Below are 22,323 nucleotides of genomic sequence, written 5' to 3'. Positions count from 1 at the left end.
GAGTGCGATTCTAGTTCTCGTGTACGGGGCGTGCCGACGACGTGCCGACCGCCAGGTTTCGGGTGACCTCTGCGAGGGCGGGGATGCCGCCGTCGCGGAGGGCGCGGACGAGTGCGGTGCCGACGATGGCGCCGTCCGCGTATTCGGAGACTCCGGCGATCTGCTCGGCGGTCGAGATACCGATCCCGACGCAGGCGCGGATGTCGCCGTGCTCGCGCAGGCGTCCGACCAGGGTGCGCGCAGCGCGGTCGAGCTCGGTGCGCTCACCGGTGATGCCCATGGTCGAGACGGTGTAGACGAAGCCGGTGGACGACTTCACGACGAGGTCGAGGCGCTCGTCGGTCGAGGTGGGCGCGGCGAGGAAGACGCGGTCGAGGCCCGTGCGCTCGCTCGCTGCGATCCACTCCCCTGCCACGTCAGGGGTGATGTCGGGCGTGATCAGGCCCGCTCCCCCGCGGCCAGCAGGTCGTCCGCATAGCGATCGACGCCGTACTGGAACACCGGGTTCCAGTACGTCATGACCAGGACGGGCACGTCGGTGGCGTCGGTGATCGCGCGCACGGCCGTGAAGAGGTCCTTCATCTTGAAGCCGTTCGCGAGAGCCGCGGTGGTCGCCTCCTGGATCACGGCGCCGTCCATCACCGGGTCGCTGTAGGGCGGTCCGAGCTCGATGATGTCGACGCCGTTCTCGGCGAGGGCGATGGCGGCGCGGATGCTCGTCTCGAGGTCGGGGTAGCCGACGGGGAGGTATCCGACGAAAGCGCTGCGGCCCGCGTCATGGGCGGCGGCGATCGCCTGTTCGACGCGGCTCACAGCTCCGGCTCCCCCTTCGACGCGGCTGCTTCGGCGTCGCTCTCGTCGGCGACATCGTGCGCGAGCGCCTCGGCGTCGTAGAGGTCGAAGTAGCGGGCTGCGGTGTCCATGTCCTTATCGCCGCGACCCGACAGGCAGATCGCGAGCACGGCGTCCGGACCCATCTCACGTCCGAGGCGCAGGGCGCCCGCGAGGGCGTGGGCGGACTCGATGGCGGGGATGATGCCTTCGGTGCGGCTCAGCAGGCGCAGCGCCTGCATGGCCTCGTCGTCGGTCGCCGGGATGTACTCGGCGCGACCGATGTCGGCGAGCCAGGAGTGCTCCGGGCCCACGCCCGGGTAGTCGAGACCTGCGGAGATCGAGTGCGACTCGACCGTCTGGCCGTCTTCGTCCTGGAGGACGTAGGTCTTCGCGCCGTGCAGGATGCCGGGACGCCCACGCTCGATGGAGGCCGCGTGGCGAGGTGTGTCGACGCCGTCACCGGCCGCCTCGACTCCGTAGAGCTTCACGCCGGCGTCGTCGAGGAACGCATCGAACATTCCGATCGCGTTCGAGCCGCCTCCGACGCACGCGATGACCGCGTCAGGCAGTCGGCCGACCTCGTCGAGCAGCTGCTGGCGAGCCTCTTCGCCGATGATCTTCTGGAAGTCCCGAACCATCGCGGGGAACGGGTGCGGCCCCGCCGCGGTGCCGAAGATGTAGTTGGTCGTCTCGACGCTCGCCACCCAGTCGCGGTACGCGTCGTTGATCGCGTCCTTCAGCGTGCGCGATCCGGAGGTGACCGCGATCACCTCGGCGCCGAGCAGTCGCATCCGCGCGACGTTGAGCGCCTGGCGCTCGGTGTCGACCTCGCCCATGTAGATGGTGCAGTCGAGGCCGAAGAGAGCGGCAGCGGTAGCCGTGGCGACGCCGTGCTGGCCTGCCCCCGTCTCGGCGATCACGCGGGTCTTGCCGAGGCGCTTCGTCAGCAGCGCCTGACCCAGCACGTTGTTGATCTTGTGCGAGCCGGTGTGGTTGAGGTCCTCGCGCTTGAGGAACACTCGCGCTCCGCCGGCGTGCTCGGCGAACCGGGCGACCTCGGTGAGCGGCGACGGGCGCCCGGCGTAGGAGCTGAGCAGAGACGCCAGCTCGTCGCGGAAGACCGGATCGACGATCGCGTCGGCGTATGCCGCCGAGAGCTCGTCGATCGCGGCGATCAGCGACTCGGGCATGTAGCGTCCGCCGTAGTCGCCGAACAGTGGACCGTGCTGGTCTCGCAGGCTCATCACGCCTCCAGGAAGCTCTTGAGTGTGGCGACCGGGTCGCCCGTGACGAGCGCCTCCCCGATCAGGACGACGTCAGCGCCCGCTGAGCGGTAGTGCCTGACGTCTTCAGGTGTGAGGACCGCGGATTCCGCGATCTTGACCGCGGTCTCAGGGATCCGGTCGACGAGACGGCCGAAGAGATCGCGGTCGAGCTCGAGGGTCTTCAGGTCGCGCGCATTGACGCCGATCAGCGATGCCCCGAGATCGATCGCGACCTCGAGCTCGTCGGCCGAGTGCGTCTCGACGAGCGGCGTCATGCCGAGCTCGGTGATGAAGCCGAAGAGCTCACGGAGCACATGCGGCTCGAGCCCCGCGACGATCAGCAGCACGAGATCGGCACCGGCGGCTCGTGCTTCGAGGACCTGATATCGATTCGCGATGAAGTCCTTGCGCAGTACGGGAAGGGACACGCGCGCGGTGACAGCTTCGAGATCGGCGAGGCTGCCGCCGAACCGGCGTTCCTCGGTCAGGACGCTGATCGCCGACGCGCCGCCCGTCTCGTACAGCGACGCCTGGAGAGCGGGATCCGGGATCTCGGCCAGGGCGCCACGCGACGGGCTCGCGCGCTTCACCTCGGCGATGATCTTCACGCGCTCGGCGGGAGCGAGGAACGCCAGGGCGTCCTTGGCGGCGGGGCGTGCGAGAGCATCGCGTTCCACCTCGGCCAGTGGCCTGGTGAGAGCGCGACGCTCAGCGTCTGCGACTGCGCCGGCCGTGAGGTCGGCGAGCACCATTAGTGCGCCTTCGGCGAGTACTTGGGGCCCTTCACGCCGTAGCCGGCCCTCGCGAGCAGCCAGCCCACGAGAGCGCCGATCGGGATGATGGCCGCGCCGACCCAGATCAGCGCGACCCAGACGGGGCTGAACTCGGCGAGGCAGAACGCCAGCGTGCCGATCGTGAAGCCGGCGAGCATGATGATGACGCCCGTCCATGCGGCAGGCGAGTGTCCGTGGCCGGGGTCAGCGATCGGGTTGGTCATGGTCTCCTCCGGGGGACGACGTGCTGGTTCGGGTCAAGTCTATCGGGGTCATCGCGTCGGGTCGGTTCCGCGAGACAGGTCGTCCCACGAATCGATCGCGTCCACGGGGCCGGCGGTCGCGTCCACATGTGCGGCATCGGTGCGGTAGCGGCGGCCGCCGCGCTTCCAGCGGCGCCACGTGACGAGCACGACGAGGGATGCCGTGAGCAGGATGACCCAGCCGATGAGCGTCATGACGGGCCAGGCGGAGAGCTCGATGCCGGCGACCACGTCCGTGATCGCCGAGCTCCCGGCGAGACCGGTCGTCTCGGTGACGGTGGGGCCGACGGCGCTCAGCGGCTCGGTCAGCACCAACTGGAGCGTCGTCCACCCGAGGAAGAGCGCGGCAGCGGTGGCGAGCACGCCGAAGATCAGCCGGAGCACGGGGCCGACGATCGAGAGCGCGATGCCGAGCGCCAGCACGGCGAGGCTGAGAGGCGCGAGCAAGGGCAGCGCGGACGCCCCCGGCACGAGGATCGCCTCTCCCGCATCGGTGCGCGCGACGGTCAGCCAGGTCTGCGTCGACGAGATGATGCCGATCGCACCGGAGAGGAGGAACCCCGAGACGGCGATCGACCGGCCTCTGCGTGCGAGCGTCATTCTGCGGAGCCCCCTCGACGGCCTGCAGGTCGGTCGTGTCGAAGCAGGTACGCGTGCCCGTGTGACAGGCCGGTCCCGTCTGGTCGACACGCAGCAGGATCGCATCGCCGTCGCAGTCGAGCCGCGCCTCGTGCACCACCTGGATGTTGCCCGAGGTGTCGCCCTTGCGCCAGTACTCCCGGCGGGATCGAGACCAGTAGACCGCACGTCCGGTGGTGAGGGTACGTCGCAGCGCCTCGGCATCCACCCAGGCGAGCATCAGGACCTCTGCAGTGTCCCACTGCTGCACGATCACCGGTGCGAGACCGTCGTCATTGAAGGCGACCTGCGCGATGCGCTCTTCGACGTCGCTCATCGGACGAGCACTCCTTCCGCACGCAGTGCATCCTTCACGTCGCCGACCGTGAGCGCGCCGGTGTGGAACACGCTGGCTGCCAGAACCGCATCCGCCCCGGCCTTGATCGCCGGAGCGAAGTCTGCGGCCTTGCCTGCTCCGCCCGACGCGATCACGGGCACCGAGGCTGCCTCGCGCATCAGCTTCACCAGCTCGAGATCGAAGCCGTCTCGCGTGCCGTCGGCATCGATCGAGTTGACGAGCAGCTCGCCCGCGCCGCGTTCAGCGGCCTCTCGCGCCCAGTCGAGTGCGTCGAGGGTGGTCTGCGTGCGTCCGCCGTGGGTGGTGACCACGAAGCCGGATGCGGTCGTGTCGGCCCGCTTGACATCGAGCGACAGCACGAGCACCTGCGCCCCGAAGCGGTCGGCGATCTCGCCGATCAGCTCGGGGCGCGCGATCGCAGCGGAGTTCACACCGACCTTGTCGGCTCCGACGGACAGCAGGCGTGACACGTCGTCGACGCTGCGGACTCCCCGCCGACCGTCAGCGGCACGAACACCTGCTCGGCGGTGCGCTGGACGACGTCGTAGGTCGTCGCGCGCGCATCGACCGTCGCGGTCACGTCGAGGAAGGTGATCTCATCGGCGCCCTGCGCCGCGTAGTGGCGGGCAAGCTCGACGGGGTCGCCCATGTCGCGCAGGTTCTCGAAGTTGACTCCCTTGACGACGCGGCCGGCGGCGACGTCGAGGCAGGGGATGACGCGACTCGCGAGCGCCATCAGAGCCTCGCGTTGTGGATCGCCGTGACGAGGATCGCTCGGGCGCCGAGAGCGTAGAGCGCATCCATCACGGGGTTGACCCGCGCGCGGGCCACCATGACCCGCACCGCGACCCACTCGGGGTCGCGCAGGGGCGAGACGGTGGGAGACTCGATGCCGCCGGCGATCTTCACGGCGTCGTCGAGCAGAGCGAGCGGCAGGTCGTAGTCGATCATCACGAACCGGCGGGCCACCATGACGCCGCGGAGACGGCGGAGAAGCGTCTCGGATCCCTCGGCGTCCTGCGGACCCGCGATCAGCACGGCCTCGGACTGCAGGATCACGGGACCGAAGACGTCGAGCCCCGCTTGACGCAGGGTCGTGCCCGTCTCGACGACGTCAGCCACGGCGTCGGCCACACCGAGGCGCACGGCGGACTCCACCGCACCGTCGAGCGGCACGAGGTCGACCGCGATTCCGCGCTCATCGAGGAACGCGTCGACGAGACCGGGATACGAGGTCGCGATGCGCAGACCGTCGAGCTCGGACACCTCGGTGTAGCGCCCCGAGGGCGCGGCGAAGCGGAAAGTCGAGCCGGCGAAGCCGAGCGCCTCGATCTCGCGCGCGCCGGGCATGCGGGCGTCGAGAAGCAGGTCGCGACCGGTGATGCCGACATCGATGGCGCCGGAGCCGACGTACGTCGCGATGTCCTTCGGACGGAGGTAGAAGAACTCGACGTCGTTGTCGCTGTCGACGACGTGGAGCGTCTTGGGGTCACGACGACCGGCGTAGCCGGCCTCCGCGAGCATGTCGGCGGCCGTCTCGGAGAGAGAGCCCTTGTTGGGAACAGCAATGCGCAGCATGGGATGCCTTCAGATCGAAGCGAGTGGGGCGGAGCGCTTCACAGATGTCGGTAGACGTCCTGCAGGCTCAGGCCCTTCGCGAGCATCATCACCTGCACGTGGTACAGCAGCTGCGAGATCTCCTCTGCAGCGGCCTCGTCGGACTCGTACTCGGACGCCATCCAGACCTCGGCAGCCTCCTCGACGATCTTCTTGCCGATCGTGTGCACGCCGCCGTCGAGCTCTGCAACCGTGCCTGATCCCTCGGGGCGGGTCTCGGCCTTGACGCTGAGCTCGGCGAACAGCTCGTCGAAAGTCTTCACGATTCCAGGCTAGCGGCTCTGGCGCGGTCTCTGAGCCGGGTGACGGCCGCCTCGACGTCGTCGGCGCCGAAGACCGCGGATCCTGCGACGAAGGTGTCTGCGCCGGCGGCGGCCGCCGCCTCGATCGTCGCATCGGAGATCCCGCCGTCGACCTGCAGCCAGACGTTCGACCCTCGCCGCTTCGCCTCGTCGGCGAGAGCGCGCAGCTTCGGCATCGTCTCGGGCATGAATCCCTGCCCGCCGAACCCTGGTTCGACGGTCATCACGAGGATCTGGTCGAACTCCTCGAGCACGCTGTAGAGACCGTCCGCGGGTGTGTCCGGCTTGATCGCCACTCCGGCCCTCGCCCCGATGCTGCGCAGAGTGCGGGCCAGCGAGATCGGATCGGCGGCGGCCTCGAGGTGGAACGTGACGCTCGCGGCACCGAGCTCCGCATACGCAGGAGCCCACCGCTCGGGGTCGGTGATCATCAGATGCACGTCGAGCGGGATCGGGCTGGTCGCCTGGATCCGCTCGACCATCTGCGGCCCGAACGTGAGGTTCGGGACGAAGTGGTTGTCCATGACGTCGACATGCGCGAAGTCGGCAGTGGCGATCTTGGCGAGATCACGCTGCATGTTCACGAAGTCGGCGGCCAGGATGCTGGGGTTGATGCGCGGTGCGCGGGGCAGGTCCACTCTCTAGTCTCCTTGCTCGGCGCTGGCGTCGCGCTGATCGGTGTCGGCTCGTCGGAGGAGCGCGAGGAACATCGCATCGGTCCCGTGCCGGTGTGGCCACAGCTGGACCCGCCCGGTGCCGTCGCTGCCGAGATCGATCGGTGAGGTCACGACACCCTCGAGGACCGCACGCGCATCGAGCTCGGTGATGTCGGTGCGGCCACGGAGCACCTCCTGGACGACGCCCGTCGTCTCGGCGAGATGCGGCGAGCAGGTCGCGTACGCGACGATGCCGCCGGGCGCCAGCGCGTCGAGGGCCGCCGAGAGCAGTTCGACCTGCAGCGGCACCAGCTCGGCGACATCACCGGGGTCTTGCGCCATCTCGCCTCGGGCCGCCGCCGCAGAGCCCCGAGTCCCGTGCACGGCGCATCGACGAGGATGCGATCGAACTGGCCCGCGTGGGAGGTGCCGAACGTGCGGCCGTCCTCTTCATGAACCACGACATCGGCGGGCACGGCGCGCAGGGCGTTGCGGACGAGTCGCGCACGGGTGGGCACCACCTCGTTCGCCTCCAGCGACACATCGTGCTGTCGCGCGACCGCCGCGAGCAGCGCCGTCTTGCCGCCGGGGCCTGCGCACAGGTCGAGCCAGCGTTCGCCGGAACGGATCGGCGCAGCTTCGGCGAGAGCCAGTGCGACGAGCTGCGACCCTTCATCCTGCACACGCACCGTGCCGCCCGAGGAGGCGATCACGTGGTGCGGGTCGCCGCCCGGAGATCCGTAGGCCGTCGGCGCATACGGTCGACGTGGCTCCCCGGGCTCGGCGAGGCCGGGCAAAGCGACGAGAGTGACCTCCGGCGAGGCGTTGTCGGCGTCGAGGAGGTCGTCGAGCTCCTCGACGCGACCTTCAGCGGCCAACGCGCGACGCAGGGCACGGATGACCCAGACGGGGTGAGCGGAGCGCAGCGCCAGCCGCTCGTCGTCCGACCGCGCGGAGGACTCGATGCGCTGCTCCCACTCCCCCGGCGTCTCGCGGGAGATTCGCCTCAGCACGGCGTTCGCGAAGCTGGATGCACCGCGGCCCTGGGTGGCGGCGACGATGTTCACCGACTCGTTGACGGCCGCGTGCGACGCGACGCGGGTCGCGAGCAGCTGATGGGTCGCGAGTCTCAGCGCGTCGAGCACACCGGCGTCGATCTCCTCGACAGGCCTGTCGGCGGCCGCGGCGATGATCGCGTCATACGTTCCGCGGCGTCGCAGTGTGCCGTAGGCGAGTTCTGTGGCGAGAGCGGCGTCCTGTGGAGTGAGTCCTGCGTCCGCGATCGCGGCCGGAAGGATCAGGTTCGCGTAGGCATCCGATTCCGACACCGCCCGCAGCACGTCGTAGGCCACGCGCCGCGCAGGCTGCACCGTGCGCTGCGGCGCCGTGCGCTGCGGGCCGCGGGACTGTCCGTCGCGCTTCCCGCCCCGAGCCTGGCCGTCACGTGGACGCTGATCGCGCGGCGTGCTCGGTCCTGAATGGGATCCGCGGCCGGACTCGCCGCGACGCGGCTCGCGGCGTGCGCCGTCGTCCTGCCGCCCGCTCATGCGCCGGCTCGCAGGTTCTCGGTGTCGCGCTGGCCGCGCCACCAGTCGACCGCGCTCATCGCGCCCTTGCCCGAGGGCTGCACACGCGTGACCGCGAGCGGGGCCGAGGCCGTTCCGATGAGGAGAGCGGACTTGGTCGCGGTGAACGCGCCCGGCGCGAGGGCGACGTCATTTTCCGAGGGAGTGGCCTCCAGCACCTTGAGGCGGATCCCGTCGACGGTCGTGTGGGCGCCCGGTTCGGGGGTGACTCCACGGAACCGCGCGAACACCTCGCTGAGCGGGCGGGTCCAATCGAGCAGACCATCGTCGAGAGTCAGCTTCGGGGCCAGCGACGCCTCCCTCCTGGGGCACAGCGCGCGCAGTGCCGTCGGCGATGGCCGCGACCACTTCCGCCGTCAGTTCGGCGCCATCGAGAGCGAGTGCGTCGAGTGCGGCATCCGCCGTCGCCTCGGGAGCGACCGCGACGACCCGCGTCGCGAAGACATCACCGGCATCGAGCGCGGGAACGAGCTGGAACACACTGGCACCCATCTGCGCATCGCCGTTGATCAGTGCGCGCTGCACGGGTGCGGCACCGCGCCACTGCGGGAGGAGCGAGAAATGCAGATTGATCCAGCCCTTCGACGGTGTGGAGAGCAGCGGCTCGCGAACGAGTCCGCCGTACGCCACGATCACACCGAGCTCGACACCGAGCGCGGTGATGGCGGCCGTCGCGTCGTCGTCGAGGCGAGCCGCCTTGATGACCGGCAGTCCGAGCTCGTCGGCGGCGTGAGCGACAGGCGACGGCGTGAGCACCCGCTTGCGGCCCAGCGGCGCGTCCGGGCGGGTGACGACCGCAGCGATGTCGTGCTCGGCCGCGAGGCGGCGGAGTGTGGGGACGGCTGCTGACGGTGTGCCGGCGAAGACGAGACGCATGAAGGTGCTCCGGAGGGATGCGGGGGTGGATCGGGTGAAATCGGAGCGCGAGGTGGTTCTTCGCGTTCAGAGTTCCGGATCGAGGATATCGAGTCGAACCGTGAGGGCGCTCCGAGTCGACTTGCCCTTGCCCCGCCGGTTGCTGACCGCTTCGGCGACGACCGCGGCCCGCAACGTGGTGGCGACCCTGGCACCCGCGCTGTAGTCGAACCGGATCAGGGCCCTGACACGCGGCGGGTAGTCGTCAGACTCGATCGGCACCGGGCCGAGTACCGCGTCGGAGGGCAGAGCGAGCTCCTGCAGCGACGCCAGCGCTCTCGCCACGGATGCCGTCGACCCCTCGACCAGCGCGACCCTCGCAGCCGGCGGCATGTGCAACGGCGCACGTTCGGAGAGCTCGGTCCTCGCATAGGCGGACTGGCTCCAGGTGGCAAGCGCTCGCGCGATCGCTCCGTCGACGCCGACCAGATGGATGGGAGCACCGGGAGCCGCGAGTGCAGCCGCGTTCGACCACCACCGCAGACAGGACTCGCCGATCCGCAGGTCGGGAGCCTGGAGCATCCTCGGTCCGTCGAGCAGGACCACGGCACGGTATCCGCCCTCCGCCAGCGGCTCGGCCCCCCGTGTCGCGACGACGAGGGCCGGCTTGTCGGCGACGCGCTCGACCGGATGAGCGCTGTCTGCCACGATGACCCGGATTCCGGGGAACGCCTTGCCCAGCTCATCCGCCGTCCGCTCGCTGCCCGAGGACGCGAGGCGCAGCTTGGTCGACGAGCACGTCGGGCACGCCCACGCTCGGGCTCCCCTGCCGCACCAGGCGCACACCGGCACGGCACCACGGTGCTTGGCTCCGAGCGGTCCGCCGCAGTGGGCGCACCGTGCAGGCGCCCGGCATTCGGCGCAGACCAGCGACGGGGCGAACCCCGGTCGAGACACCTGCACCAGCACCGGTCCCTCGGCTGCGGCATTGCGTGCGGAGAGGAACGCGGACGACGGCATCCGCTGTGCAGTCGGAGCATCCATCTCCTGGGGTGTGCTGAGGATCACGCGCGGCAGCACCCGACGCGCGGCCCGGACATCCTGCAGCCATCCGTGGGCGACGAGGCGTTCGACGTCGGTGGTGCGGGTGTGGCCGACGAACAGCAGTGCGGATCCCTCCTGCTCCTGACGGAGGAGAGCAGCATCCCGTGCGTTGATGTACGGCGCGAGCGGCTCGCCGAGGAGAGGATCGCCGTCGTCCCACACAGCGACGACGCCCGCACGAACCGGCGCGTACACCGCAGAACGATTGCCCACCACGATGCACGGCGCGTCCTCGAGCGAGCGGAGGAACGCGCGGTACCGATCGGGGTTCGTCTGGCGCGAGTCGAAGCGCACGACGGCCTGGTCAGGGACATACGAGCCGAGAGCGGCGAGCAGCTGATCGAGGTCGCGGTGGTCGGGCACGACGAGAACACTGGAGCGGCCCGCTGCCAGCGTCCGCGCCGCTGCGGACGCGAGAAGAGCCGCCCACCCGGGATCGTCATGATTGCGCACGGGGATCGCCTCGACCGCGGCCCGGCCGCCCGCATCGAGCACATCGGCGAGCGAGTCGTAGGACGCGATCAGCTCGGATGCGGCCGAGAGTGCTTCGTCTGATGGGGCGAGCTCCGGGGAGTCGTCGCTCCAGGCCTTCTCCACCCGCACCTGGCGCTTCGGGATGACGAGCCGCAGGACGTCGGAGGCGGAGCCCGCAGCGCGATCGGCGGCGCGGCGCGCGAGGCGGTAGAGACGCTCCGGAAGCACCGCCACAGGGGATACGACGCTGTCGACCTCGGACAGTGGCCTGTCGCCATCGTGTTCGGTGTCGAGTTCGACGACGTAGCCGTCGATGACACGACCGGCGGTACGCAGGGGCACACGCACGCGCACGCCCAGAGGGACGTCTCCGAGCTCCGCAGGCACGGCGTAGTCGAAGAGACGATCCAACTGTGGAAGCGGCGAGTCCAAGAGCACGCGCGCGATCCTCCGACTCTGCGATGTCAGAGGAGAAGGGACGCCATCAGGCATGCGGCCCTCAGAGTCCTGCAGCGCGCCGCAGCTCTTCCGCGCGGTCGGTGCGCTCCCACGTGAACTCCGGCAACTCCCGTCCGAAGTGCCCGTAGGCGGCGGTCTGCGCGTAGATCGGGCGCAGGAGGTCGAGCTGCTCGATGATCGCCTGGGGACGCAGATCGAAGACCTCGTCGATGGCGCGCGTGATCACCTCGTCGGACACCTTGCCCGTGCCGAATGTCTCGACGTAGAGACCGACCGGACGAGCGACCCCGATCGCGTAGGCGACCTGGACCTCGAGACGGTCGGCGAGTCCTGCGGCGACCGCGTTCTTGGCCACCCAGCGCGTGGCATAGGCGCCGGAGCGGTCGACCTTCGACGGATCCTTGCCGCTGAAGGCACCGCCACCATGTCGCGCCGCTCCGCCGTAGGTGTCGATGATGATCTTGCGTCCGGTGAGTCCGGCATCGCCCTTGGGGCCGCCCGTCACGAACGGACCGGCGGGGTTGATGTAGTACGTGAGGTCGCCGAGATCGAGCCCCGTGGAGGCCAGGATCGGATCGATCACGTGCTCGCGCACCTGAGCCTTGAGGTCGTCCTGCGAGATGTCGGGGTGGTGCTGGGTCGACAGCACGACGGCATCCACGGTCTTCGGGGTGAAGCCCTCATATCCGAGAGTGACCTGGGTCTTGCCGTCCGGGCGCAGGAACGGCAGCGTACCCGATCGTCGCACCTCGCTGAGCCGCTCCGCGATGCGATGCGCGGTCCACGCAGCCATGGGCATGAGCTGCGGGGTCTCGTTCGTCGCGAAGCCGAACATGATGCCCTGGTCGCCAGCGCCGAGGCCGTCGAGAGGATCGATGGAGCCGCCGTCGCGGTGCTCCTGGGCGTTGTCGACGCCGTGGGCGATGTCGGTCGACTGCTCTCCCACCGAGATGCTCACACCGCAGGAGTCTCCGTCGAAGCCGGTCTCGCTCGAGGTGTAGCCGATGCCGTTGACCACCTGGCGGACGATCGTCGGGATGTCGACGTACGCCTCGGTGCGGATCTCGCCGGCGACGTGGACGAGACCGGTGGTCACCAGCGTCTCGACGGCCACCCGGGAGCCGGGGTCTTTCGCGATGAGTCCGTCGAGGATGCTGTCCGAGATCTGGTCGCAGATCTTGTCGGGGTGCCCCTCGGTGACGGACTCGGACGTGAACAGACGCAGCGCGCTCATCAGGGCTCCAGAACGGAATCGGACAGCAGGAAGGGGTGGCTCCCATGATGGACCGCACCGCCGACATCAGTCGGCGGTGCGGTCATCGGACGTCACTCGGCGTGACGGAGGCGGAGCTTGTCCTCGTTGATCTCGTGCAGAGCGATGGTCAGCGGCTTGTCCTCGACGGACGAGTCGACGAGCGGCCCGACGTTGTCGAACAGGTTGCCCTCGTGGAGGTCGGAGTAGTAGTCGTTGATCTGACGGGCGCGCTTGGCGGCGTAGATCACGAGCTCGTACTTCGAGTCGACCCGGTCGAGCAGGTTGTCGATGGGGGGATCGATGATTCCGTTGGTGTGGTGTCCGGCCATGGTGGGACCTCCTGATCAGGCGACGGGATCGTCGCGAAGACGGTGATGCGGGCGCGCGAAGACGCTCAGCGCGCAGAGCTCGAAGACAATTCTACGACCTCCGCGGCCGCAGCGGCGACGTCCTCGTTCACGATGAGGTGGTCGAACTCGTTCTGCGCCGCCAATTCGACCTTCGCGGTGCGCAGTCTGCGAGCTCGTTCCTCCGCGCCCTCCGTGCCTCGTCCGACCAGCCGCTGGACGAGTTCGTCCCAGGTCGGAGGCAGCAGGAAGATGAGCGTGGCTGCAGGCTCCGCCTTGCGCACCTGGCGCGCGCCCTGCAGGTCGATCTCGAGCAGCACGGTCTTGCCTGCAGCGAGAGCGGCGTCGATCGGAGCCCGCGGCGTGCCGTAGCGCGACTTGTTGTGGACGACGGCGTACTCCAGGAGTTCGTCGTCGGCGATCAGACGGTCGAACTCCGCATCGTCGACGAAGTAATAGTGCACGCCATCGATCTCGCCAGGACGCGGTGCGCGCGTCGTCGCCGAGACCGACAGATGGATCTCGGGGTTGTGCTCACGGATGTGGGCGGCGACGGTGCCCTTGCCGACTGCCGTGGGCCCGGCGAGCACGAGCAGACGGCTTCGCGCGCCACGCGGCTCGAGCAGCGGGAAGCGCGCGTCGAGCCACTGCGAGAGCGCCACCCGCTGGCGGACGCCGAGACCTCCCAGTCGCTTGACCGGCGAGATGTGCAGCTCTGCCAGGATGCGGTCGCGTTTGCCCGCGCCGATCGCGGGGAGAGCGAGCAGGAAGTCCGTGATGCGCATGGACCCCTCGACCGAGTCCGGGTCTGCGGTCGCCCGCTCGAGCACGGCCTGCGGTGTGACGACACGCGTGGTCAGATCGCGCTTGAGCGATGCGCGGGCGCGGCGTCGTTCGACCGCCTTGCGTGCGGCGGCAGCGCGGTCGACCTCGGGGACGGGACGGGACTCAGCCACGGCCGGCCTCCCTGTACTCTGCGACGCGGGCGTCGATGGCGGCGGCGAGACCGGCGGGTCCGGCCGAGAGGATGCTGCGGCTCTCGCTCGCGATGACGGCGGCGCTCATCGAACCGAACCGGCGGTGCAGGTCTGACGGCGTCGCACCCTGCGTGCCGAATCCCGGAGCGAGGATGGGTGCCACCGGTGCGAAGGCGGCGATGCCGGCATCCGTCCAGTCCACGGTCGCGCCGATGACGAAGCCGAAGCTCCCCACTCCCCTGCGGGCGTGCGCTCGGTGTTGCGCGCCGAGACCACCGAGACGATGTCCGCCGAGACGGCACGGCCGGTCTCGGAGATCGAGCGCTGCAGGACCCCGGCTTCGGGGTTGCTCGTGGCAGCCAGCACGAACAGACCCTTGTCGTGCTGATCGGCGAGGGCGAAGGCGCCGTCGAGCGCGCCGACACCCAGGAACGGGTTCACGGTGAGGGCGTCGGCCTCGAGCGGAGACCCCGGGGTGAGCCAGGCAGCCGCGTAGGCGTCCATGGTCGACCCGATGTCGCCGCGCTTGGCATCCGCGATCACGAGGAGGCCGGCGTCCCTCGCAGCCGCGATGACCTCTTCGAGCGCCGCGAATCCTGCGGATCCGAAGCGCTCGAAGAACGACACCTGAGGCTTCACGATCGCGGCACGGCCCGCCGCGGCCTCGACCGTGCGCAGCCCGAACTCCCGGACGCCCGAGGCGTCGTCGCCGAGGCCCCAGGATCCGAGCAGGGCGGCGTGCGGGTCGATGCCCACGCACAGCGGGCCGTGCGCCGCGAGGGCGACACGGACCCGTTCGCCGAAGCGTGCGCTCACACTGCGGCCTTCCGGTCGAGGGCGTACTCCTGCAGGCTCTTCACCTGGAAGCCCTCGTGCGCTGCGTCCATACCGCTCACGGCGGCGCCGAGCACCGCCATCGTGGTGAACAGCGCCTTGTCGGCCGCGACAGCCGCCGCGCGGATCTCATAGCCGTCTGCACGCGCCGCGCCCCCGGACGGGGTGTTCACGACGATGTCGATCGAGCCGTCGTTGATGAGGTCGACGATGTTCGTCGCGCCGGACTCCTGGGTCTCGCTGTACTTCTCGACCACCGTCACCGCGATGCCGTTGCGCGAGAGGATCTCGGCTGTGCCCTCGGTGGCCACGATCGTGAACCCCAGCTGCTGCAGGCGATGCGCCGGCAGGATCACGGCGCGCTTGTCGGAGTCCGCGACCGAGATGAACACCGTGCCGGAGGTCGGCATTCCGCCGTACGCGGCCGCCTGGCTCTTGGCGAACGCGGTCGGGAAGTCGCGGTCGATGCCCATGACCTCGCCGGTCGAGCGCATCTCCGGGCCGAGGATCGAGTCGACGGCCTTGCCGTCGGCCGTACGGAACCGCTTGAACGGAAGCACGGCCTCCTTGACCGAGACGGGGGCGTCGAGGGGCACTCGCGAGCCGTCCTGCTCGGGCAGCATGCCCTCGGCGCGGAGCTCCGCGATCGTCGACCCCACCATCACACGGCTCGCGGCCTTGGCCATCGGGATGCCCAGCGCCTTCGAGACGAAGGGCACGGTGCGGCTCGCGCGTGGGTTCGCCTCGATCACGTAGAGGACGCCGGCGCTGATCGCGAACTGCACGTTGAGCAGGCCACGGACGCCCACGCCCTTCGCGATCGCGAGTGTCGCGTCGCGCACCCGGTCGATGTCGGTGCGGCCGAGCGAGACGGGCGGAAGGGTGCAGCTCGAGTCGCCCGAGTGGATGCCGGCCTCTTCGAGGTGCTCCATCACGCCGCCGATGAACAGTTCGGTGCCGTCGTAGAGGGCGTCGACATCGAGCTCGATCGCGTCATCGAGGAAGCGATCGACGAGCAGGGGCTTGCCCTCCTCGATGATGACCTCGCCCGCCGTGCGCACGAAGTACTCGCGCAGCGACTCGGAGCTGTAGACGATCTCCATGCCGCGTCCGCCGAGCACGAAGCTCGGACGCACGAGCACCGGGTATCCGATCTCCTCGGCGACGGCCACCGCGCCGTCCGCGTCCACAGCGGTGCCGTGGCGCGGGGCGATGAGGCCTGCCGTGTCGAGCAGCTGCGAGAACAGCTCGCGCTCCTCGGCGATGTCGATGGCCTCGGGGCTGGTGCCGAGCACCTGGTAGCCGGCTGCCTCGATGCCCTTTGCGAGCCCCAGCGGCGTCTGGCCGCCGAGCTGGCAGACGACGCCGAGGATGGTGCCGCTCGCGGCTTCCGCGTCGAGCACCTCCAGCACGTCCTCCAGCGTGAGCGGCTCGAAGTAGAGCCGGTCGGACGTGTCGTAGTCGGTGGACACCGTCTCGGGGTTGCAGTTGACCATGATGGTCTCGAAGCCGGCATCCGAGAGGGCGAACGACGCGTGCACGCACGAGTAGTCGAACTCGACGCCCTGGCCGATGCGGTTCGGACCCGATCCGATGATCACGACCTTGGTGCGATCCGACGGCGTGACCTCGGTCTCGAAGTCGTAGCTCGAGTAGTGGTACGGCGTGCGAGCCGGGAACTCGCCGGCGCAGGTGTCGACGGTCTTGAACACCGGACGGATGCCGAGTCCGTGGCGCACGCCGCGGATCTCCGCTTCCTTCTCGCCGCGGAGCTCCGCGATCTGCGCGTCGGAGAAGCCGTGCTCCTTGGCGTAGCGCAGCGTGGCCGCGTCGAGCTCCGGTGCCGTGCGCACGATCTCGGCGACCTCGTTGATCAGGACGATCTGGTCGATGAACCAGGGATCGATCGCAGTCGCCTCGAACGCCTGCTCGACCGTCGCGCCCTTGCGCAGCGCCTGCTGGAGAGTGACGATCCGACCGTCCGTCGGGACCTTCGAGATCTCGAGCAGCTCGTCGACGGAACGGCTCTCCGCGCCCCAGTGGAAGCTGGAACCGCGCTTCTCGAGCGAGCGGAGCGCCTTCTGCAGCGCGGTCGCGTAGTTGCGGCCGATCGCCATCGCCTCGCCGACCGACTTCATGGTGGTCGTCAGCGTCGCGTCAGCGGCCGGGAACTTCTCGAACGCGAACCGCGGCACCTTGACGACGACATAGTCGAGCGTGGGCTCGAAGCTCGCGGGGGTGACACCCGTGATGTCGTTCGGGATCTCATCGAGACGGTAGCCGAGCGCCAGCTTCGCGGCGAGCTTCGCGATCGGGAACCCCGTGGCCTTGGAGGCCAGGGCGCTCGAGCGCGAGACGCGCGGGTTCATCTCGATGACGATGATGCGCCCGTTGCTCGGGTCGATGGCGAACTGGATGTTGCAGCCGCCGGTGTCGACGCCCACCGCGCGGATGATGTCGATGCCGATGTCGCGGAGCTTCTGGTATTCGCGGTCCGTGAGCGTCAGAGCGGGAGCCACGGTGATCGAGTCGCCCGTGTGCACGCCGACGGGGTCGACGTTCTCGATCGAGCAGACGACCACCGTGTTGTCGGCGGTGTCGCGCATGAGCTCGAGCTCGTACTCCTTCCAGCCGAGGATCGACTCCTCCAGGAGCACCTCCGTGGTCGGAGAGTCGCGCAGACCGGCACCGCCGATGCGACGCAGATCCGCCTCGTCGTAGGCGAAGCCGGACCCGAGACCGCCCATCGTGAACGAGGGGCGCACGACGAGCGGGTAGCCCAGCTCGGCCGCTCCCTCGAGCAGGTCGTCCATGGTGTGCGCGATGATGCTGCGGGCGACGTCGGCGCCGGCATCGAGGACGAGCTGCTTGAAGATCTGGCGGTCCTCGCCCTTGTTGATGGCTTCGAAGCTCGCACCGATCAGCTCGACGTCGTACTTCTCGAGGATGCCGTGGTTGTGCAGCTCGATCGCGGCGTTCAGGGCCGTCTGCCCGCCGAGGGTCGGCAGGATCGCGTCGGGACGCTCCTTCGCGATGATCGTCTCGATGACCTGCCAGGTGATCGGCTCGATGTACGTCGCGTCGGCGAAGTCGGGGTCGGTCATGATCGTCGCCGGGTTGGAGTTGACCAGGATGACCCTCACGCCCTCCTCGCGCAGGACGCGGCAGGCCTGGGTGCCGGAGTAGTCGAACTCGCACGCCTGACCGATGACGATCGGGCCGGAGCCGATGACGAGAACGGAGTTGATGTCGTCGCGCTTGGGCATTACTTGGTGTCCTTCTTGCTGGCGATGACCATGTCACGGAACCGGTCGAAGAGATAGTTGGCGTCGTGCGGTCCGGCCGCAGCCTCCGGGTGGTACTGCACCGAGAACGCCGGGATGTCGAGAGCGCGGAGGCCCTCGACCACGTTGTCGTTCAGGCCGATGTGGCTGACCTCGACCTTGCCGTAGCCGTGGGGGCTGTCGAACGAGCCCTCCAGCGGCGCATCCACGGCGAACCCGTGGTTGTGCGCGGTGATCTCGACGCGTCCGGTGGACTTGTCGAGTACGGGCTGGTTGATGCCGCGGTGCCCGAACGGCAGCTTGTAGGTGCCGAGACCCAGCGCCCTGCCGAGCAGCTGGTTGCCGAAGCAGATGCCGAAGAAGGGCAGCCCGTCGTCGAGCACCGAGCGCAGCAGCTCGACGTGGTCGCCGGAGGCTGCGGGGTCGCCAGGGCCGTTCGAGTAGAAGACGGCGACGGGATCGATCGCACGGATGTCATCGATCGTGACGTTCTGAGGCAGGACGTGCACCTCGAAGCCACGGGCCGCCAGGTTGTCGATCGTGGCCTGCTTGACGCCGAGGTCGAGGACGGCGAGATTGCCGACCCGCTCCCCCATCGCCGTCGTGACCGTGGCGACGTCGACCGAGACCTGCGCCGAGAGGTTCTGACCGGCCATCTGAGGCGCCTCGCGCACGAGGCGCAGCTGCTCGTCGGCGTCGATCTGCGCGGCCTCGCCCGAGAAGACGCCGCCGCGCATAGACCCGGCAGAGCGGATGTGCCGCGTGATCGATCGGGTGTCGATGCCGCTGATGCCGACGATGCCGTCCCGCTCGAGGATCTCGTCCAGCGAAGCGGTCGCACGCCAGTTCGAGACGACTCGTGACGGGTCGCGCACGATGTAGCCGGCGACCCAGATGCGACGGGACTCAGGGTCCTCGTCGTTCATGCCGGTGTTGCCGATGTGCGGGGCCGTCTGCAGGACGATCTGGCCCGCGTACGACGGGTCGGTGAGCGTCTCCTGGTATCCGGACATGCCGGTCGAGAAGACGACCTCGCCGAAGGTGGTGCCCAGCGCGCCGTATGCACGGCCGACGTGGCGGGTCCCGTCTTCGAGGACGAGGACGGCGGGTTCGGGGAGGGCTGTCATGACGTTGCTCCTGTGTCGGGGGCGGCGCTGTCGTCCGTGGCGGGGACGAGGCGCTGCAGTTCTGAGATGAAGTTCTGGGGATCGCCGTCGGTGACCCGGAGATACGAGTCGACGATCGTGTCGTCGTCCGCATTCCAGGCGACGCGGACGAGTCCACCCGGTTCGACGACGCGGTCGATCGTCACCGTGGCGCGGTCGACGCTCGCGAGTCGTGCAGAGGCGAGGAAGACGGTCGGCGCACCGTCGAGGCAGAGTGCGAGCCCGCGGTCGGTGACCGCAGCCTCTCCCCTGGCGCGATAGGCGAGCGGCCGGATGGCGAGGCGCTCCAGCGGCTGATCGTGCTTCGTCGTCGAGACGTAGAGCACCTCGTGACGGTCGAGGACCTCCGCATGCTCCGGCACGCCCAAGGGAGCCGCCAGACCCGAGTCGCGTCGGAGTCGTCGGCGCCACGCCGTGAACATGGCGACCAGGACAAGTGCCGCCACGGCGATCGTGATCGCGATGGCGATGTCGCGCGTGCTCATGCGTTCAGCTCCTCGACCACGGATCCGCCGTCGACCGTCAGCAGCCCGCGGTGGATCGTGAACTCGACGCGGCCGGGGAGGTCGCGACCGAGGTACGGCGAGTTCACACTCCGACCGTGCAGGTCGGATTCGGTGAAGACGCCGGCGGCGGACGGGTCGTAGAGGGTGATCTGCGCAGCAGCACCGGCCTGCAGGGGCAGCCCATGATCGGACAGGCGTCCGATCCGTGCGGGGGCTGCACTCATCACCCGGGCGACGTCCTCCCAGCCGATCAGGCCGGTCTGCACCATCGACTGGTGCACGACGCGCAGGGCGCTTTCGAGTCCGACCATGCCGTTGGCTGCGGCCTGCCACTCGCACGACTTGTGCTCGCTTGGGTGCGGGGCGTGATCGGTCGCCACGATGTCGATGGTGCCGTCGGCGAGGCCCTCGCGCACCGCCATGACGTCTTCCTCACGGCGCAGCGGCGGGTTGACCTTGTAGCGGGCGTCGTAGCCGCGCACCAGTTCATCGGTGAGAAGGAGGTGGTGCGGGGTGACCTCGGCCGTGACGTTGATCCCCCGCTTCTTCGCCCAGCGGATGATGTCGACAGAGCCTGCGGTCGACAGGTGGCACACGTGCAGTCGGGATCCGACATGCTCCGCGAGGAGCACATCGCGAGCGATGATCGACTCCTCCGCGACCGCCGGCCATCCGGCGAGTCCGAGCTCGGCCGACACTGTGCCCTCGTTCATCTGGGCGCCCTCGGTGAGGCGTGGATCCTGAGCGTGCTGCGCGATGACTCCGTCGAACGACTTCACATACTCGAGTGCGCGCCGCATGATCAGCGGATCGAAGACGCAGAAGCCGTCGTCGCTGAAGACGCGCACCTGGGCGCGCGAGGTGGCCATCGCACCGAGTTCGGCGAGGCGCTCGCCCTTCTGCCCCACGGTGACGGCGCCGATGGGCTGCACGGTCGCGTACCCGGCGGCCTCGCCCAGGGCGAGCTCCTGCTCGACCACACCGGCCGTGTCCGCGACCGGCGAGGTGTTCGGCATCGCGAACACCGCCGTGAACCCGCCTGCCGCCGCAGCACGGGTCCCGGTGAGGATCGTCTCGGAGGCTTCGTAGCCCGGCTCCCGGAGGTGGGTGTGCAGGTCGACGAGTCCGGGAAGGGCCACCAGGCCGTCGGCGTCGATGACTCGCGCACCGGAGCGGCTCAGTCCGGTGCCGATCTCGGAGATCTGCCCGTTCTCCACTATGATGTCGGCGCGCTCGGCACCGAGAAGCTGTGCTCCGGTGATGACGAGGGTCTCGCTCACTGGTCTCCCCCTCGTTCGTCGTCTCGTTCTCCTGCAAGGAGCAGGTACAGCACCGCCATGCGGATGGACACCCCGTTCGTCACCTGTTCCAGCACTGTCGAGCGCGGGGAATCTGCGGCTTCGGAGGATATCTCCAACCCTCGGTTCATGGGTCCGGGGTGCATCACAATGCTACCGTCCGGAAGGCCGGCCACACGCAGTGCGTCCAGACCCCATCGCCTGGAATACTCCCGCTCAGTGGGGAAATATGCAGCGCTCATCCGTTCGAGCTGGATGCGGAGCATCATCACGGCGTCCGGACCGTCCGCCAAAGCCTGATCGAGGTCGTAGACGACCTTCGCAGGCCAGAGCGAGACGTTCTGCGGCACCAGGGTGGGCGGCGCGACCAGGGTGACCTCGGCGCCGAGCGTGGCGAGCAGCCAGACGTTCGACCGTGCGACGCGGGAGTGGAGCACGTCGCCGACGATCACGACCCGGATGCCGGCGAGATCACGACCGCGGCTGTCGGCGCCGAAGCGCCGTTTGCGGATCGTGAACGCGTCGAGGAGAGCCTGGGTCGGATGCTCGTGCGTGCCGTCGCCGGCGTTCACGACTCCGGCGGAGATCCACCCGCTGGTCGCGAGGGTCTGCGGGGCGCCGGAGGCGGGATGGCGGATGACGACCGCATCCGCTCCCATCGCCTGCAGCGTCTGGGCGGTGTCCTTAAGGCTCTCGCCCTTCGACACGCTCGAGCCCTTGGCTGCGAAGTTGATCACATCGGCTGAGAGGCGCTTTGCAGCGGCTTCGAAGGAGATGCGGGTGCGGGTCGAGTCCTCGAAGAACAGATTCACGACCGTCTTGCCGCGAAGGGTCGGAAGCTTCTTGACCTCGCGCGACTGGGTGTCGGACATGTCTTCGGCGACATCGAGGATGCGTAGAGCCGACTCTCGGTCGAGGGTGCGGGTATCCAGCAGGTGTCTCATGCTTCGATCGTCACCTCTTCGGTGCCGTCGTGCTCGGTCAGCCGGACGTTGACGCGCTCCTGGCGAGACGACGGGATGTTCTTGCCGACGAAGTCGGGGCGGATCGGGAGTTCCCGGTGGCCGCGATCGACGAGGATCGCGAGGCGGACGATCGACGGGCGACCGATCGACTGCAGCGCGTCGAGTGCGGCGCGGATGCTGCGGCCGGAGAACAGCACGTCGTCGACGAGGACGACGGTCCTGCCGTCGATCCCGCCGGCAGGGATGTCCGTGGGCCGCGGAGAACGCGTCGGCTGCGAGGCGAGGTCGTCACGGAAGAGGGTGACGTCCAAAGCCCCCACCGGAACGGTGGTCTGCGCGATGGCGCCGATCGCTGCGGACAGGCGGTGGGCGAGAGTGACGCCGCGGGTCGGAATGCCCAGCAGGACGAGGTTCTCAGCCCCTCGATTGGATTCGAGGATCTCGTGCGCGATACGGGTGAGAGCCCGCGAGATATCGGCTTCGTGCAGCACGGTTCGTGCAGACATCGGCCGCTCCCTTCTCCGCCT

General features: G+C 69.1%; 17 protein-coding genes and 6 pseudogenes. All 23 read right to left on the bottom strand.

Annotated features, from left to right (window positions below; translation table 11 throughout):
- Positions 1–10: 10 nt before the first annotated feature.
- The 23 genes and pseudogenes from trpA to pyrR all read right to left on the bottom strand — a co-directional run bounded on the left by trpA (position 11) and on the right by pyrR (position 22,302).
- Positions 11–813: pseudogene (gene trpA, locus ACZZ93_RS02150) on the bottom strand (tryptophan synthase subunit alpha).
- Positions 810–2,078, bottom strand: coding sequence for a tryptophan synthase subunit beta (trpB, locus tag ACZZ93_RS02145; RefSeq protein ID WP_053096096.1), 1,269 nt, complete (start codon positions 2,076–2,078; stop codon positions 810–812). The pseudogene trpA and the gene trpB overlap by 4 nt, the downstream one beginning before the upstream one ends.
- Entirely contained in the window at positions 2,078–2,848 is a 771-nt protein-coding gene (trpC, locus tag ACZZ93_RS02140) for an indole-3-glycerol phosphate synthase TrpC (RefSeq protein ID WP_072592282.1), read from the bottom strand. Before trpC ends, trpB begins: the two co-directional genes overlap by 1 nt.
- 2 nt (positions 2,849–2,850) lie before the next feature.
- Complete coding sequence (locus ACZZ93_RS02135) at positions 2,851–3,096, bottom strand: HGxxPAAW family protein (RefSeq protein WP_053096098.1); 246 nt, start codon at positions 3,094–3,096, stop codon at positions 2,851–2,853.
- A 48-nt stretch (positions 3,097–3,144) separates the two neighbouring features.
- Positions 3,145–3,735, bottom strand: coding sequence for a Trp biosynthesis-associated membrane protein (locus ACZZ93_RS02130; RefSeq protein WP_463510380.1), 591 nt, complete (start codon positions 3,733–3,735; stop codon positions 3,145–3,147).
- A 7-nt stretch (positions 3,736–3,742) separates the two neighbouring features.
- A pseudogene (gene hisI / locus ACZZ93_RS02125) lies at positions 3,743–4,090 on the bottom strand (phosphoribosyl-AMP cyclohydrolase); the annotation flags it as partial.
- Positions 4,087–4,847: pseudogene (gene hisF, locus ACZZ93_RS02120) on the bottom strand (imidazole glycerol phosphate synthase subunit HisF). The pseudogenes hisI and hisF, both read right to left, overlap by 4 nt.
- On the bottom strand, positions 4,847–5,689 hold the full coding sequence (gene hisG, locus ACZZ93_RS02115; RefSeq protein ID WP_053096106.1) for an ATP phosphoribosyltransferase: 843 nt from the start codon (positions 5,687–5,689) through the stop codon (positions 4,847–4,849). The pseudogene hisF and the gene hisG overlap by 1 nt, the downstream one beginning before the upstream one ends.
- A gap of 38 nt (positions 5,690–5,727) precedes the next feature.
- Positions 5,728–5,991: a phosphoribosyl-ATP diphosphatase gene (locus tag ACZZ93_RS02110; RefSeq protein WP_017202142.1), complete on the bottom strand. Its 264-nt coding sequence runs from the start codon at positions 5,989–5,991 to the stop codon at positions 5,728–5,730.
- Positions 5,988–6,668: a ribulose-phosphate 3-epimerase gene (rpe, locus tag ACZZ93_RS02105; protein ID WP_463510379.1), complete on the bottom strand. Its 681-nt coding sequence runs from the start codon at positions 6,666–6,668 to the stop codon at positions 5,988–5,990. The genes ACZZ93_RS02110 and rpe overlap by 4 nt, the downstream gene beginning before the upstream one ends.
- A gap of 3 nt (positions 6,669–6,671) precedes the next feature.
- Positions 6,672–8,233: pseudogene (locus ACZZ93_RS02100) on the bottom strand (RsmB/NOP family class I SAM-dependent RNA methyltransferase).
- Positions 8,230–9,148: pseudogene (fmt, locus tag ACZZ93_RS02095) on the bottom strand (methionyl-tRNA formyltransferase). Before fmt ends, ACZZ93_RS02100 begins: the two co-directional pseudogenes overlap by 4 nt.
- A gap of 66 nt (positions 9,149–9,214) precedes the next feature.
- Positions 9,215–11,197, bottom strand: coding sequence for a primosomal protein N' family DNA-binding protein (locus tag ACZZ93_RS02090; protein WP_463510378.1), 1,983 nt, complete (start codon positions 11,195–11,197; stop codon positions 9,215–9,217).
- A gap of 7 nt (positions 11,198–11,204) precedes the next feature.
- Complete coding sequence (gene metK, locus ACZZ93_RS02085; RefSeq protein WP_463510377.1) at positions 11,205–12,398, bottom strand: methionine adenosyltransferase; 1,194 nt, start codon at positions 12,396–12,398, stop codon at positions 11,205–11,207.
- Positions 12,399–12,490: 92 nt separating this feature from the next.
- On the bottom strand, positions 12,491–12,748 hold the full coding sequence (gene rpoZ / locus ACZZ93_RS02080) for a DNA-directed RNA polymerase subunit omega (protein ID WP_042536631.1): 258 nt from the start codon (positions 12,746–12,748) through the stop codon (positions 12,491–12,493).
- 65 nt (positions 12,749–12,813) lie between these two features.
- Complete coding sequence (gmk, locus tag ACZZ93_RS02075; protein ID WP_187249657.1) at positions 12,814–13,722, bottom strand: guanylate kinase; 909 nt, start codon at positions 13,720–13,722, stop codon at positions 12,814–12,816.
- Positions 13,715–14,559: pseudogene (gene pyrF / locus ACZZ93_RS02070) on the bottom strand (orotidine-5'-phosphate decarboxylase). The gene gmk and the pseudogene pyrF overlap by 8 nt, the downstream one beginning before the upstream one ends.
- Positions 14,556–17,843 carry a carbamoyl-phosphate synthase large subunit gene (gene carB / locus ACZZ93_RS02065; protein ID WP_463510376.1) on the bottom strand — a complete coding sequence of 1,096 codons (3,288 nt, stop codon included), beginning with the start codon at positions 17,841–17,843 and terminating at the stop codon, positions 14,556–14,558. The pseudogene pyrF and the gene carB overlap by 4 nt, the downstream one beginning before the upstream one ends.
- Positions 17,843–18,988: a glutamine-hydrolyzing carbamoyl-phosphate synthase small subunit gene (gene carA, locus ACZZ93_RS02060; RefSeq protein WP_463510375.1), complete on the bottom strand. Its 1,146-nt coding sequence runs from the start codon at positions 18,986–18,988 to the stop codon at positions 17,843–17,845. Before carA ends, carB begins: the two co-directional genes overlap by 1 nt.
- Positions 18,985–19,512 (bottom strand): PH-like domain-containing protein, encoded by a 528-nt coding sequence (locus ACZZ93_RS02055; protein ID WP_056278770.1) that lies wholly within the window; start codon positions 19,510–19,512, stop codon positions 18,985–18,987. The genes carA and ACZZ93_RS02055 overlap by 4 nt, the downstream gene beginning before the upstream one ends.
- The gene (locus ACZZ93_RS02050) at positions 19,509–20,813 is read right to left on the bottom strand and encodes a dihydroorotase (protein ID WP_056278771.1); all 1,305 of its coding nucleotides are present in this window, start codon (positions 20,811–20,813) and stop codon (positions 19,509–19,511) included. The genes ACZZ93_RS02055 and ACZZ93_RS02050 overlap by 4 nt, the downstream gene beginning before the upstream one ends.
- Positions 20,810–21,775, bottom strand: coding sequence for an aspartate carbamoyltransferase catalytic subunit (locus ACZZ93_RS02045; RefSeq protein WP_053096128.1), 966 nt, complete (start codon positions 21,773–21,775; stop codon positions 20,810–20,812). The genes ACZZ93_RS02050 and ACZZ93_RS02045 overlap by 4 nt, the downstream gene beginning before the upstream one ends.
- Positions 21,772–22,302 (bottom strand): bifunctional pyr operon transcriptional regulator/uracil phosphoribosyltransferase PyrR, encoded by a 531-nt coding sequence (gene pyrR, locus ACZZ93_RS02040; protein ID WP_056278772.1) that lies wholly within the window; start codon positions 22,300–22,302, stop codon positions 21,772–21,774. The genes ACZZ93_RS02045 and pyrR overlap by 4 nt, the downstream gene beginning before the upstream one ends.
- Positions 22,303–22,323 lie beyond the last annotated feature (21 nt).

This window comes from Microbacterium sp. AC026 (genome assembly GCF_979258475.1).
Note: the sequence above shows the minus strand (reverse complement) of the source record. Positions and strands in the feature narration are given on the sequence as shown.